General features: G+C 63.6%; 12 protein-coding genes and 1 tRNA gene. 8 read left to right on the forward strand and 5 right to left on the reverse strand.

From position 1 onward, the window contains the following. The first annotated feature begins 74 nt into the window (after positions 1-74). Together J6525_RS38070 and J6525_RS38075 are read left to right on the forward strand one after the other, a co-directional pair. Positions 75-566, forward strand: a complete 492-nt coding sequence (locus J6525_RS38070) for an antibiotic biosynthesis monooxygenase family protein (RefSeq protein WP_225648486.1) — start codon at positions 75-77, stop codon at positions 564-566. 144 nt (positions 567-710) lie between these two features. After that, positions 711-1,922: a GTP-binding protein gene (locus J6525_RS38075; RefSeq protein WP_312010034.1), complete on the forward strand. Its 1,212-nt coding sequence runs from the start codon at positions 711-713 to the stop codon at positions 1,920-1,922. Positions 1,923-2,005: 83 nt separating this feature from the next. Here the strand turns inward: J6525_RS38075 and J6525_RS38080 are convergent. Continuing rightward, positions 2,006-2,082 (reverse strand) — tRNA-Arg (locus tag J6525_RS38080). A gap of 296 nt (positions 2,083-2,378) precedes the next feature. Between J6525_RS38080 and J6525_RS38085 the strand changes: the two genes are divergently transcribed. The 3 genes from J6525_RS38085 (at position 2,379) to J6525_RS38095 (ending at position 4,960) form a co-directional block, all read left to right on the forward strand. Further along, entirely contained in the window at positions 2,379-3,458 is a 1,080-nt protein-coding gene (locus J6525_RS38085; protein ID WP_092088877.1) for an LLM class flavin-dependent oxidoreductase, read from the forward strand. Positions 3,459-3,552: 94 nt separating this feature from the next. After that, a complete protein-coding gene (locus J6525_RS38090; protein ID WP_225648488.1) occupies positions 3,553-4,593 on the forward strand; it encodes an alpha/beta fold hydrolase in 1,041 nt (346 codons plus the stop codon). 109 nt (positions 4,594-4,702) lie between these two features. Continuing rightward, positions 4,703-4,960, forward strand: coding sequence for a GCG_CRPN prefix-to-repeats domain-containing protein (locus tag J6525_RS38095; RefSeq protein WP_156436045.1), 258 nt, complete (start codon positions 4,703-4,705; stop codon positions 4,958-4,960). A gap of 182 nt (positions 4,961-5,142) precedes the next feature. On the opposite strand, the gene J6525_RS38100 is transcribed toward J6525_RS38095, so the two are convergent. Next, positions 5,143-5,547 carry a YccF domain-containing protein gene (locus tag J6525_RS38100; RefSeq protein WP_028335598.1) on the reverse strand — a complete coding sequence of 135 codons (405 nt, stop codon included), beginning with the start codon at positions 5,545-5,547 and terminating at the stop codon, positions 5,143-5,145. A gap of 219 nt (positions 5,548-5,766) precedes the next feature. Here J6525_RS38100 and J6525_RS38105 point away from each other — a divergent pair, with 219 nt between their 5' ends. Then, positions 5,767-6,405 carry a carboxymuconolactone decarboxylase family protein gene (locus J6525_RS38105; RefSeq protein ID WP_225648489.1) on the forward strand — a complete coding sequence of 213 codons (639 nt, stop codon included), beginning with the start codon at positions 5,767-5,769 and terminating at the stop codon, positions 6,403-6,405. 354 nt (positions 6,406-6,759) lie between these two features. On the opposite strand, the gene J6525_RS38110 is transcribed toward J6525_RS38105, so the two are convergent. Further along, the gene (locus J6525_RS38110) at positions 6,760-8,532 is read right to left on the reverse strand and encodes a putative bifunctional diguanylate cyclase/phosphodiesterase (RefSeq protein WP_057015383.1); all 1,773 of its coding nucleotides are present in this window, start codon (positions 8,530-8,532) and stop codon (positions 6,760-6,762) included. 204 nt (positions 8,533-8,736) lie between these two features. Further along, positions 8,737-9,699, reverse strand: a complete 963-nt coding sequence (locus tag J6525_RS38115) for a sensor histidine kinase (protein WP_057015384.1) — start codon at positions 9,697-9,699, stop codon at positions 8,737-8,739. Positions 9,700-9,878: 179 nt separating this feature from the next. On the opposite strand from J6525_RS38115, the gene J6525_RS38120 reads away from it, so the two are divergent. After that, entirely contained in the window at positions 9,879-10,721 is an 843-nt protein-coding gene (locus J6525_RS38120) for an SDR family NAD(P)-dependent oxidoreductase (RefSeq protein WP_225648490.1), read from the forward strand. Between the two features lie 464 nt (positions 10,722-11,185). On the opposite strand, the gene J6525_RS38125 is transcribed toward J6525_RS38120, so the two are convergent. Beyond that, on the reverse strand, positions 11,186-12,427 hold the full coding sequence (locus J6525_RS38125; protein ID WP_225648491.1) for an LLM class flavin-dependent oxidoreductase: 1,242 nt from the start codon (positions 12,425-12,427) through the stop codon (positions 11,186-11,188). 271 nt (positions 12,428-12,698) lie between these two features. Between J6525_RS38125 and J6525_RS38130 the strand changes: the two genes are divergently transcribed. Beyond that, on the forward strand, positions 12,699-14,105 hold the full coding sequence (locus J6525_RS38130; RefSeq protein WP_225648492.1) for an MFS transporter: 1,407 nt from the start codon (positions 12,699-12,701) through the stop codon (positions 14,103-14,105). The last annotated feature ends 150 nt before the right edge of the window (positions 14,106-14,255 follow it).

Genomic DNA, 14,255 nt, shown 5'->3' on the forward strand with positions numbered 1-14,255 from the left:
GCCACTGGTCCAAGCGTTCCGCAAAAACAACTCTATGCTTCCTCCCGCCTAAGCCGTTGCAAGGGAGGTTATCCATGGCAGTTTATCAAAGCATGCAGCGCGTGCGGTTTTCGAGCGAGGACGGCTACAAGAAATTCCAGATGGTTTTCTCCAACGTTCGCCACCATCTGAAGAAGCTTCCCGGGTTTCTGCATCTGACGTGGTGGGTGCATCCCGACGATCCCCACTGGTACAACGAGGTCAGTTTCTGGACCAGCTTCGAGGCCCTGAAAGACTGGCACATGGACACTTACCACAAGCACGCGAAGGAGTGGGCGGTCCGCACGGGCGCGATCATGGAAGACATCATCGTCAACTTCGAATACAAGAATGCGCGGCTCATTCGCGTGTGCCCGGCTTGCGCCCATATCTCGGATACGGCGTTCGATGTCGCGCAGGAGCAGGCTGCCCTCGCCCAACCCTGCGTCAAATGCGGATTCATTTTCCCGGTGATGGCCGAAACTGCGAACAGCACGGCAGTCTTTAAGGACGTTGCTCCGGCGCCGGCAGCTATCGCTGCGGAGTAATCGCTCCATCCTACGCGTTCGCAGCGCTTATCGCTCAAGCGATATCTTGCCGCATCAAGCGAGGCGGCAAGACTCTGCGGCGCACTCTGTTACCCCTGACGGAAGACATTTTCGATGGCGAGACCAACGCGGCGAAAGCTTCCGGTGACCGTCCTGTCCGGATTTCTTGGCGCCGGCAAAACCACATTGCTGAACGAATTGCTGGTGAACCGGGCCGGACGGCGTATTGCGGTCATCGTCAACGACATGTCGGCGGTGAACATCGATGCTGCGTTGATCAAGTCGGGAACGGCGCAGCTGTCCCGTACCGAGGAGACGCTGGTCGAGCTGAGCAATGGTTGCATTTGTTGCACGCTTCGCGGCGACCTCATCGACGAGGTCAGGAAGCTTGCTGGGCAGCGCCGGTTTGACAACCTGATCATCGAGGCAACCGGCATCTCCGAACCGCTGCCGATCGCCGCCGCGTTCGCATATCGAGATGAATTCGGTTTCAGCCTGGACGATGTTGCCTCGATCGAGAACATGATCACGGTTGTCGATACGGCGCAAATTGCGCACCAGTTCTGGTCGCGCGAATTTCTGAGTTCGAAAGAGGCCGTTTCACCCGACGATAAGCGCACCATTGTCGAGCTGCTGGTCGATCAGATCGAATTCGCCGACACCATCATCCTGAACAAGATTTCGTCGGCCAGCATCGAGCAGCGCCGCGCAGCATATTCGATCGTGCGTGGCTTGAATGCCGACGCGACGATCCTTGAGGCGGACTTCGGGCGCTTGGATCTTCGGCATTTGCTCGATGTTAATCGCTTTGACAGCGAACGGGCGCAGATGCATCCACTCTGGAAGAGAGAACTCGATGGGTTCAAGGATCATGTGCCTGAAACCGAGGAGTACGGCATCTCGAGCTTCGTGTATCGCGCCCGGCGCCCGTTTGATCCGACACGGTTTTCCGAATTCCTTGCCAGTCCCTGGAACGGAATCCTGCGAGCCAAAGGCTTCTTCTGGCTTGCAAGCCGCCCCCGATGGGTCGGCGAGCTCAGTCAAAGTGGCGCCCTGGTGCGGACGACTGGAAGAAGTTGGTGGTGGTCAGCGATCGGCAAAGCACTCTGGCCCAGCGATCACCAATGGCGCCGCGAGCTTGCGGCCTCATGGGACCCCAGATATTGCGATCGCAAGCAGGAGCTCGTCTTTATCGGAACGGATTTTGATGCTGACGATCTACGTCGAAGGCTGGATCTGTGTCTGACGGACTCCAGCCCCTCTCAGGTGCCTTCAGAGCTGATCGACGAGGAAGACTGTTTTCCGGCCTGGCTTGCGAAAGCGGATCTGAATAGCGTCGTGTCGACACCGCCGTGATCTCATTCAAGAATTGCATAAAAGCAGGACAAAGCTGCGCCGCAGGTGCTGCATCGGCCGGAGTGCCCAGTTTTGTTCGCAAGTGGCGCACCCGACACGATTCGAACGTGTGGCCTTCGCCTTCGGAGGGCGACGCTCTATCCAGCTGAGCTACGGGTGCTGACTGCTTACGCGGTGCTTACGCGAGCTTTGGCAGGTGTTGAGCGCCTGCGCGCTGCCCTCGCAAACCTTTGTATTTCAATCCTCTTTCTGACGCGCCTGTCACATCTGCCGGCTTGACACGTGCCTTCGGAGGGCAACGCTCTATCCAGCTGAGCTACGGGTGCGTGCAGGGGTTCATTTAGCTGATTGGCTCCGCGTCGGCAACGGCGTTGTCCAACTGGTTAAGGGCTGTAAACTGCCTCCCGACAATATGACAGGCCGCGAAAAAAGGCCGTCTTTCGAGGGAGTTTGCCCATGCGTCCGCTGGAATTCGGCTGGTATCTGCCCACGCATGGCGACACCACGGCCTATGGGCTGATGGAGGCCCAGATCGCCGGTTCGCCGGAACTCTGCGAGCGCGTGGTCGCGGCCGCTGAGGACGCCGGCTTCGAGTATCTGCTGATCCCGGTAGGCTCGGTGTGCTGGGAGGCCTGGATCACGGGCGCCTTCATGGCGGCGCGCTCCAGCCGGATCAAGCCGCTGATTGCGGCGCGGCCCGGCTATATCAACCCGGTGCTGATGGCAAAGATGATCTCGACCTTCGACCAGATGTCGGGCGGGCGGATCTGCATCAATCTGATCGCCGGCCAGAACGAGAGCGAGGTCGAGGCCGAGGGCGTGCGCTATGCCAAAGAGGAACGCTACGCGCTGATGGAGGAGGAGGTCTCGATCCTCAAGGCGCTGTGGACGACGCGCGGCCCGGTGCATTTCCAGGGCAGGTTTCACACGATCTCCGGCGCGCATATCAGGCCGCGGCCGCTGCAGCAGCCGTTCCCGAAATTCTATCTCGGCGGTGGCTCGCGGCAGGCCTGGGAGGTGTCGGCGAAGCATTCCGATGTTCATCTGTTCTGGGGCGACCTGCCGGAACGCATCGCGGAGAATATCGCCGAGATCCGGCGGATGGCGCGGGCGTATGACCGCGAGGATGCGATCGGCTTCGGCATGCGGTTGCAGGTGATCTGCCGCGAGAACGAGACGGATGCCTGGGAGGCGGCCGACCAGCTGGTGCGCCACGCCACCGAGCGGCAGAAGCAGGAGATGAAGACGCTTTACAATCGCTCGGAGGCCAACCAACGCGTGCAGCAGCTCGCGCGCGACTACGGCGATCTCCTGATGCCGCATCTGTGGACCGGCATCACCAAGGTGCGGCCCGGCGCCGGCATCGCGGTGGTCGGCAATCCCGCGCAATGCGCCGCGACCTTGCAGCAGTTCATCGATGCCGGTTGCCACTCCTTCTGCCTGTCCGGCTATCTGCATGACGAGGAGGCCGAGCGGTTCGGTCGCCTGATCCGCCCGATCCTCGCCGCCAACAATCGCGGGCGGCTCGTCGCCTGAGGCGCGGTGCTGAAGCTTTCCGAAAATTCACGGGTGAATCTACGCCTGACGCGCCATGATCCAGCCGAACTCGCGGCAGCAACGGAGTCGAACCATGCATCACCGGGCCTGGCTTGCGGCCGCGACATTGCTCGTCGTGGCGGCGGCGCACGGACCCACAGCGTCCGCGACGCAGGCACAGACCGAGCGCGACCTGAAGCCGGTCAAGGAGATCGCCAATGCGCGGATTGCCGTCGGCGATGCGAGCTTTCCGCTCTACCTCTCGGCCGACTGGTCCAATCCGCTGCCGGATGTTACGCGCGCGGTCCTCGTGCTGCACGGCGTGCTGCGCAATGCCGACGACTATTTTCGCGCGGCGCTGAGCGCGCAGGCCTCAGCGGGCGACGTTGGCAAGAGCACGCTGATGATCGCGCCGCAATTCCTGATCGAGTCCGACGTCGAGGCATTCAAGCTGCCGACGGAGACCTTGCGCTGGAGCCTGTATGGCTGGCAGGGCGGCGAGCCCGCGCTCGCACCGAGCGCGGCGAGCTCGTTCGAGGCGCTCGATGCCATCCTGGCGAAGCTCGGCGACCGCAAACTGTTTCCGAACCTGCAGCAGGTCGTCGTGTTCGGTCATTCCGGCGGCGGCCAAGTGGTGCAGCGCTATGCGATCGCGGTGAAGGGCGACCAGGTCCTGCTGCGCGAGGGCATCGGCGTGCGCTATGTGGTCGCCAATCCGTCCTCCTACGCCTATTTCACCAAGGAGCGGCCGGAGCCCGCGATCGCGGCGAACTGCCATGGCTATAACAGCTGGAAATTCGGCATGGACAACCGCCCGCCCTATCTTGCCGAGCCTTCGCCGGCTGCGCTGGAGCAGGCCTATGTCGCACGCCGCGTGATCTATCTGCTCGGAACGCTCGACACCAACCCCAATCATCCCGCGCTCGACAAATCTTGCATGGCGGAGGCCGAAGGGCCGTACCGTTACGCGCGCGGGCATTCCTATGCCGCCGCGATGCAGGCCCGCGACAACGGCGCGCCGAACCACAGCGTGTGGGATGTGCCCGGCGTCGGTCATGCCGGCGGCAAGATGCTCAATTCGCCCTGCGGCCTGACCGCCGTGTTCGACATCCCCGGCTGCGAAGCGGCGCGCTGAGCCCCCGACACCAGAATTTGTGCGCGGAATCGGTGGCAAGCGGCACTGAGATCGCCTACGCTTGTGCCGCGAATGGAGCAGCACGACCGACAGCTCGATGGAGAACATCATGAGAGCAGGTTTGATCACGCTTCTGACAGCCGGTGCCTTCCTCGGCTTGACCCCGGCCAACGCCGCAGAGGGATGCGGTGACGGTTGCCACAGGACCTCACGAGGTGCCTGCGTGATCGACGGCTGGGGCACCGCCGCGCGGGTCAGGAATGAGTGTCCCGCCACCTCGCGCCCGCGCCCGCCGTGTGGTGGCGCTGGCTTCGTCTGGCGGCGCGACTACCAGGCTTGCAGCCAGACCACGAAGGATTGGCTCTAGTGTGCTGAATGCGAAGTTCGTGCGATTTCGCGGCAGCCACTTTCACGAACTTCGCATTCATAAAGCACACTAGAATCATAAGTTTGCTAGTGTCCTTATCGAATCCGAAGTTCGCTCCGAAGGTGCGGCAAATGATGCGAACTTCGGATTCGGGACACTAGCCGTCGACGGCCTGGCCAGCGTCACGCCGGCACGATCACCTTGCCGATCGGCCACAGCGCGATGCCGGCAAGCTTGAGATGCGCCCAGGCGAACGGGATGCCGATGATGGTCACCGCCAGCAGGATCGCGGTGATCACATGGCCGATCGCGAGCCACCAGCCGGCCAGGATGAACCAGATCAGATTGCCGATCACCCCGAGCGGTCCGGTGCCGATGTCGGACGTGCCGGTCACCTCATCGCGGCGCACCGCACGCGAGCCGAACGGCAGCAGCGTGTAGACGGCGATGTTGAAGGCGGCGCGCGCCCAGGGCAGCCCGATAATGGTCACAGCCATGATCACGGCGGCGATCAGCCAGCCGAACGCCATCCACGCGCCGCCGATCAGGATCCAGAGGATGTTCAGGAGGATAGACACAGGCTGCATGGCTAACACCTTCGCGCCGCTTGGGACTGCACTTTATATACGCCGCTGCCCGGCGCTGCGGTAGGTGTGGCCTAACCGCGCGCCTGCCGTGACGAGGCGCTTCACCGGCTGCCGGCGCCGAACGACAGCTGGCACCTCATTGCATCCATCGCGACGGCAACTAATCTCGCGCGACCGGGCAGGGCGCAAAGACGCCTGCACCGAAAAGGGAGAACAACAATGAGAACAATATTCGGAGCAGCGATCTTGGCGGCGCTGGCATTGTCGGTGTCGGCCGTGCGGGCCGAGGACGCCGTACGCTTTGCGCCGCTGAAGGCGGAGGAGCTGTCGTTGGCGCAAAAGGCCTGGGCCGACATGATCAGCGCGCCGCCGCGCAATGCCAAATTCACCGCGCCGCCCTACCGTGCCTATATCCGCAATCCCGATCTGGCGCCGAAGCTGTCGAACCTGTCGGAGTACCTGCGCTGGAATACCTCGCTGCCGGCACGGCTCAGCGAAATGGCGATCCTGATCACGGCGCGGCACTGGACTGCGCAATATGAATGGTCCGCGCACTATCCGCTGGCGATCAAGGGCGGGCTCGATCCGAAAATCGCGGACGCGATCGCCAAGGGCACGCGGCCCGAGAGCATGAAGGACGACGAGGCCGCGCTGTACGATCTCGGCATCGCGCTCTATCGCGACAAGAAAGTCAGCGACGCTGTCTACAAGGCGGCGCTGGAGAAATTCGGCGAGCGCGGCATCACGGATATCATCGCCATCATGGGCTATTACGACATGGTCTCGATGATGCTGATCACGATGCAGGCCGGCCCCGCAAATAACGGCGTGCAGCCGTTGGCGGTGCTGGACAAGTAGCCGCATCTGCAGCGGTCTCAGGTTCTTACCTCTCCCGTTTGCGGGGAAGGTCGACGTGCGCGCAGCGCGGCGGGTGGGGGCTCTCTCCCCAATTATGACTCGTGGTGAAACCCCTACCCCAACCCTCCGCCGCAAGCGCAGGGCAATCGCATATGGCCGTTTGAGGCGATCGGAGTTCCCACAAACTCGTCATGCCCGGGCTTGTCCCGGGCATCCACGTCTTCGTTTCCACGCGAAGAAAAGACGTGGATGGCCGGGACAAGGCCCGGCCATGACGGCGCGGAAGAATCGGTTCATTCCATATGCGATTCCCCTGCCCGTAAGCGGGAGAGGGAGCGCAGTCACGTCGCGCCCTTACCGCCGGAAACCGCTGGCGCGCGAATAGCCCTGGCGGCCTTCCTGGGCAGGGCGCGCGGCCATGCTGGCGCGCGTTTCGCTGGCGACCGGCGTCGCCGGCTTCAAATCCTCGAGGAAGATCGGCTTGGCGAAGTAATAGCCCTGGGCATAGCGGATCTTGGTCGCCGCCTGCAGATAGGTGAGCTCCTCGTAGGACTCGATACCCTCGGCGATCACGGTCATACCGAGCGCCTCGCTCAGCGATTCGATCGCGCGCAAGATGCCCTGGCTGCGCGGCCGCTGATGGATGTCGGTGATGAAGGAGCGATCGATCTTGATCTCGTCGGCGGTGATATCGGCGAGCGCCGACAGCGACGAATAGCCGATGCCGAAATCGTCGATCGAGATGCCGACGCCGATGCCGCGCAGGATCGGCAGGATCTGGTCCTGGAAATGCGACCGCGTCACGAACGCGTCCTCGGTCACCTCGATCATGAAGCGTTTCGGGAAGCCGGTCTCCTCGAGCGCGCGCGCGAACCGGCGCATGAATTCGAGGTTGGAGGCCTGCTTGGCGGCGACATTGATGCTGATCGTCGCCGTCGGACCGAACGTGTCGTTGATCAGGTCGATCGACTTGACGATCTCCGCCAGCACCAGGAACGTCAGCTCGTCGATCAGGCCGAGCTCGACCGCGAGATCGATGAAGGTGCCCGGCGCCTGGATCACACCCTCGTCGTCGCGCAGCCGCACCAGCGCCTCGATGCCCTTCACCTCCTGGGTGCGGATATCGACCTTGGCCTGAAACGCGCAGCAGAAGCGCTTTTCCAGGATCGCCAGCCGCAGCGACTGCTCAATCTTCATCCGCGCCAGCGCCTCGCGCTCCATGCTGTTGTCGAAGAACGCGGTCGAGCCCTTGCCGTTGTTCTTGACGCGGTACATCGCGATGTCGGCGTTCTGGCGCAGCGCCTCGTAGCTCCGGCCATGCATCGGATAGAGGCTGACGCCGATCGAGGTCGAGGCGAAGATCTCGGAGTCCTCGATGAAGAACGGCGCCTTCAGCCGCTCCTGCATGACATGGATGAATTCGGCGACTTCGTCATTGCCGCTGATCGGGTTGAGCAGCAGCAGGAATTCATCGCCGGAGATGCGCGACAGGATATCGGTGTCGCGCAGCGCGTGGCCGAGTCGCTTCGACAGCTCAACGAGCAGCGCATCGCCGATCGCGTGACCGTAATAGTCGTTGATGTGCTTGAAGTTGTCGACGTCGAGGAAGGCGAGCGCGAAATGGCCTTGCGAATCGTCGCGGATCAAGCCGTTGACGCGGTGCTCGATCACCCGGCGGGTCGGCAGGCCGGTCAGCTCGTCGTAATAGGCCGAGCGGAACAGCTGGTCCTCGAACGCCTTCTGCTCGCTGATGTCGGTCGAGGTCGAGATCAGGAGATTGCGACCGGCGATCCGGACGGGCCGGTGCGAGGTCAGGAACACGTATTTGGATGCGCCGCAGGAGAGCGTTTCCTCGAGCACCACCGGACGGCCGCTGCGCAGCAGGTCGAGGTTGGCGGCGTGGCGCTCGTCGACCGGGGACGGCTGGCTCGCGCTGGCGGCCAGCTGCAGCTGGCTCGCGGCTGCTTCATTCACCAGGATGATCTGGCCCTGCTCGTCCTGGACGGTCACTCCCGCCGGAAGGAGTTGGAGAAGGTCGCGCAGGATACGCAATTCATTGCCGGAAATATCGTCTTGGCCGGGCACTGCCGCGCCCGCCTGAAAATCGTGTCTGGTGAGACTATGCATGCGCCGACCTTGGCAAAGTCCGTTGTAGTTTTGGTTAAGCGGACCTGCGAAATGCCGTGACAGAATGAGACCGCGGCAGCTTTCGCAAGCCGTCGCGGCAATTGTCATTAACAGAGTATCAATGTCGGCTGCGACCGCTGGTGAAAGCGATTGCGCTGCGCGCGGTTGCATCAACACATGCGCGTGTGCCGGAAAGCCGACTTATCAACAGCTCGGAAGCTTGCACTGCATGGTGCAGTGAACACCGGTCTTCAGGTAACTGATCTCGGTCTTGCCGTCGAACGGCCGCAGCGCCGACTTGAGCAGCTTGGTGCCGAAGCCGGCTTCGCCGATCGTCTCGACCACTGGTCCCTCGGTCTCGTCCCAGATCACGTTGAGACGTCCGTCGTCGACGGTCCATGACACTTGTAAAAATCCGCGCGGCGAGGAGAAGGCGCCGTATTTTCCGGCGTTGGTTGCGAGCTCATGGAAGATCAGCGCCAGCGAGACGGCGAGCTTGGCGGGCAGGAACAGCTGCTCGCCATTGAGGTTGAACCGCACGTGGCCGTAGGGCCCGAGTTCCGAGCGCAGCAAATCCTTGATATCGCAGCCATAGCCATCCACCCGCGCGATCAGATCGTCGGTTGCCGAGAGCGCGCGGATGCGATGGTCGATGCGCTGCCAGACATCGGGCCGGTCCTGCAGCGCCTGATGCAGCACGGCATGAATGGTCGAGGACTTGTTCTTCAGCCGATGCTGCAATTCGTCGACCACCACCTTGCGGTACTGCTCTTCCTCGATCAGCCGTTTGGAAACTTCGCGCTGCTGTGCGACCAGGGAACGGTAATGCTCGACGCCCCAGATCGCGATGCCGCACACAACCCAGAAGATCATCAGCAGCGCAAAGCGCGCAGGATCGGCGTGCGCGCCGCTGAAATTGAGCACCACGCCGAGCAGGCCGCTCGCCAGGGCGGTCGCGATCCCGATCCGGAAACCGCCAAGGGCGGTGGCAAAGAACACCGCCGGGAAATAGGGCGTGAAGAACACATCCGGCCGGATTTGGGCGAGCCCGAAGCGCGCGGCCGTGGCCAAAACGAGACAAAGCACCGCGAAGGCCACCGCAAGCCGCACCGACGGCTGGGCATCGCCCCGCCAACACGCCCTGAAATCGTCGATCCACTTCGCCATCGGTCGTTCCAGTTCACGTGAACAGGCGACCCAAAATAAGGCCGCTGCGACCGAAAAACCGCAGTTGTGGCCTTCTGGCCACAGGCGGACCTCGCGACCGTGGCGGCTTGCAAGTGCTTGTATTGGCAGCAGGAGCTGGGGAATATCCGCAACATCATACGTAAGTTGAGGGGACCGACATGGGACGGCTGGACGGCAAGGTCGCGGTGATCACAGGGGCGACCAGCGGCATCGGGCTGCGCACGGCGGAGATCTTTGTCGCGGAGGGCGCGAAGGTCGTGATTGCCGGGCGCCGCGCGCCGGAGGGCGAGGCACTGGCGCAACAGCTCGGCGAGACCTGCGTGTTCCGTCAGACCGATGTCACGGTCGAGGAACAGATGCAGGCGCTGATCGCGCTTGCGGTCGAGAAGTTCGGCCGGATCGACTGCCTGTTCAACAATGCCGGCGGCCCGGCGCAGACCGGGGGCATCGAAGGCCTCGACGTCGAGCGGTTCGACGCCGCGATGGCGACGCTGGTGCGCAGCGTCATGCTCGGCATGAAGCATGCTGCGCCCTACATGCGCAAACAGGGCTCCGGCAGCATCATCAACAATGGCAGCATCGCCGGACGGCTCGCCGGCTTCTCCTCATCGATGGTCTATGGCGCCGCGAAGGCCGCGGTCATCCATTTCACCAAATGCGTGGCGATGGAGCTCGGCGAGTCCGGCATCCGCGTCAACTCGATCTCGCCCGGCGCGATCGCCACCGGCATTTTCGGCAAGGCGCTCGGATTGTCGACGGAAGCAGCCGAGAAGACCGCAGCCGTGATGCGCGAGGTCTACAAGGCGGCGCAGCCGATCCCGCGCGCCGGACTGCCCGACGACATCGCGCATGCCGCGGTGTTCCTGGCGAGCGACGAATCGAGTTTCATCAACGGCCATGACCTCGTCATCGACGGCGCCATCACCGGCGGCCGCAACTGGAGCCAACAGCAGGCCGGCTACGTCGCGCTGCGCAAGGCGTTCGATCAGGGGGCGGGGTAGCAGCATCCGTCATTGCGCGCGGAGCGACTTGTCCGCTGAATCCTTGGCGAAGGCGGGAGTAATCCATCGCGTGCACTGCCGATTCCTTCAGGGCGAGGAAAAAGTATGAAGCGCGTCTTGATCACGGGCATGTCTGGAACGGGGAAATCGTCCGCGATCGAAGAGTTGGTTGCGCGAGGTCATCAGGCTTACGACCTTGACACACCCGAATGGTCTCACTCGCACGCGGCATGTGCGGGTGATGACGCCGCATTGTTTGGCGTCTTGAAGCGCAAACCATCCCCGCCGTCGTCCCGGCGAAGGCCGGGACCCATTACCCCGATTGGTCATTGTTGAGCGATGCTGGAACGACGAGTCCCGTTCACAACACCCGCCGCGGAGTATGGGTCCCGGCCTTCGCCGGGACGACGGCGGTGGATGTGGCGCGGGCTGGCGTTCTTTCTTCCTCCAGGAAGGGTCGCAAATCACGCCTTCTGTTTCGCCGCGGCCTTCGCAAGATCCGGCGCATTCACCGCGGGGATCGCGACGCGGCCGGGGCCGGTTTGTTGAAGCGCGGCGGCGGCCTTGTCGTTCTGCATGATCTTGGCCATCACAGCCTGGCCGGCGCGTTCGAACACGGCGCGGTTGTCGATCAGGAACTGGCGCGACTTGCGCAGGCCGTCGATATAGCCGTTGATCTCGGGCACGACATAGCGCGCGACCATGTCCCAGCTGCGGCGGGTGTTTTCCGGATTGGCCCAGTCGTGCGCGAAGCCGATGATCGAGCCGACGCCGCCCGACACATCGACCAGATTCTTGATCATCTTAATCAGATCATCCGGCGTGCCGATGGTGGACGCGGCGCCTTCGACGAACGCGGTCTTGTCGACGGCCTCATCGGGCGAGGAGAATGCGGTCAGGCCCGGCCGCATCAGGGTGCCGACGTTATATTCGTTGTGCCAGCGCATCAGCCCGGCGCCGGCCTCGCGCCGCGCCTGTTCGCGGGTCTCGGCGATGTGCCAGGACAGCAGCACGCGCCAGTTGGCGCGGCTCACTGTGGTGCCAGCCTTCTTGGCGGCGTCCTCGGCGAACTGCCATTGCTGCGGCAGCGCCATCAGGCCCTGGGTCGACATCGAGCCTAGCGAGATGATGCCGATGCCGTATTTGCCGGCGAGCGTCATGCCCGACGGCGAGATCTGCGAGGCCACCACGAACGGCATGTCCTCCTGCAGCGGCAGGATCTGCAACGCGGCGTCGTGCATCTCGAACCAGTCGGTCTTGGCGGTGACGCGCTCGCCGTTGAACAGGCGGCGGATCACCGCGATCGCCTCGTCCTGGCGGTCGCGCTGGGTCATCGGGTCGATGCCGAGCGTATGGGCGTCGGAGGCGAGCGCACCGGGACCAGAGCCGAAGATGGCGCGGCCGCCGGTCATGTGGTCGAGCTGCACCATGCGCTGCGCGACGTTGAAGGGGTGGTGATAGGGCAGCGAAATCACGCCGGTGCCGAGCTTGATGCGCTTGGTGCGCTCGCCGGCGGCGGCCAGGAACATCTCCGGCGAGGCGATGGTCTCCCAGCCCGAGGAGTGATGCTCGCCGCACCAGAATTCGTCGTAACCGAGCGCGTCGAGCTGCTCGACGAAGTCGAGGTCGCGGCGGAATTGCAGCATCGGATGCTCGCCGATCGGGTGATGCGGGGCGAGGAAGGCTCCGAACTTGAGGCGCGCCATGGGTCGTTCTCTCCGGACTATTGTTATCGGGGCTTTCCGCCAACCTACGGGGTGCCCCGGGGCAAGGCAATGCTCCGAGGCTGCGGCGCCCGCATGGTTGTTGCGCAAATCGGCGGCGATTGCCGCCGTCCGGAATGTTTCCCAGCGCGTCAACGCAAATTGGCAGCCGGGGCTCGAGCGTCTGTGATCCCGGGCTTACCTCGCAGGTAATCGAAGCGATGACCGGAATCTGCTGATGTCCGCCGTAACGTCATTTCGGGCAGGACAGGACATGCACCAGATCGTTTCGACGCGAGCGGACACGTCCCGCCGCTGGTGGGTGCTGGCGATCGTGGTGTCGGCGCAATTCATGTTCGGTGTCGATGCCTTCATCGTTAACGTCGCGATCCCGACGATCGCGGCGGAGCTGCACGCGACGCCGGCAGAGATCGAGGCCGTGATCGCGATCTACCTGATCGCCTATGCCACGCTGGTGGTCACCGGCGGCCGGCTTGGCGACATCCATGGCACCAGGAACGTGTTCATCGCCGGCGTCGCCGGATTCTCGGTGACCTCGCTGTGGTGCGGTCTCGCGCAGTCCGGGCCCGAGCTCATCGTCGCGCGGCTCGCGCAGGGGGCAACCGCGGCGCTGATGGTGCCGCAGGTGCTGGCGACGCTGCATCTGCTGTTCTCAGACGCCGCCCGCGCGCGGGCGTTCGGCATCTACGGCATCGTGCTGGGGCTTGCGGGCGCCGCCGGCTTCATGCTCGGCGGCGTGCTGGTGACGCTCGACCTCGCCGGGCTCGGCTGGCGCGCGGTGTTCTTCGTCAACGTGCCGTGCGGCGTCGTCATCATTGCGGCGGCGCTGAAGATCATGCCGACGGTGCCGCGCCGCGCCGGCACGCGGCTCGATATCCCGGGCGCAATCGTGCTGTTCGCGGGCCTGCTGTGCCTGATCGGACCGCTGCTGTTTGGCCATGATCTCGGCTGGACGGCGTGGGTCTGGCTGGTGATGGCAGTGGGCATCGCTGTGATCGCGGCCTTCGTGCGGCTCGAGCGGTCCGTCGCGCGCCGCGGCGGCATGCCGCTGATCGATCTGTCGCTGCTGTCGGATCGCGCCTTCATGCGCGGGCTGGTCGCGGTGTTTTTCTTCTTCTTCGCCAACCTGTCCTTTTATCTCATCATGACCATGTTCATGCAGAAGGGCCTGCAGATTCCGCCGCTTCAGGCCGGGCTGGTGTTCGTGCCGCTGGCGCTGACCTTCGTGGTTGCCTCGCGTCACAGCGGCGTGCGCGCAAGGCATCGCGGCACGCTGGTGCTGATCGAGGGCTGTGCGCTGCAGATCGTCGGTCTCGCCGTGCTCGTCGCGACAATTGAGGTGGTCGCGGCACCGTCGGCACTGCTGCTCGCGCTGGCGCTGATGATCTTCGGCTACGGCCAGGGGCTTGTCATGGCGCCATTGTCGAGCGCGGTGCTCGCGAGCGTGCAGCCCGCGAGCGCCGGTGCCGGCTCCGGCATGTACGGCACGACGACGCAGATCGGCAACGCGGCCGGCGTCGCCGCGATCGGCGCAGTCTTCTTCGCAATCGAGAGTACGATGTCAGCACGTCTGGCGCTGTTTGCGGCATGCGCATTGTTTGTGCTGTCGATCGCAATTTCAGCCGCATTTCTGTCATGGATGCGCCGCGCCACGGCGTGAATCCGGCGCCACGCGGCGCGCATTCCTGAAAAGTTGGTGCTCAAACAAGGTGCTACGGCAACTATTTCGGCCGGCCCGCGGCGCGATCACGCATTAACGCCGATTCTCACAATTCCGCAGGGAAAGACAGCACACGGCCTTTTCATTTTG

Origin of the sequence: Bradyrhizobium australafricanum (genome assembly GCF_020329495.1) — a bacterium.
Lineage (GTDB): Bacteria > Pseudomonadota > Alphaproteobacteria > Rhizobiales > Xanthobacteraceae > Bradyrhizobium > Bradyrhizobium australafricanum.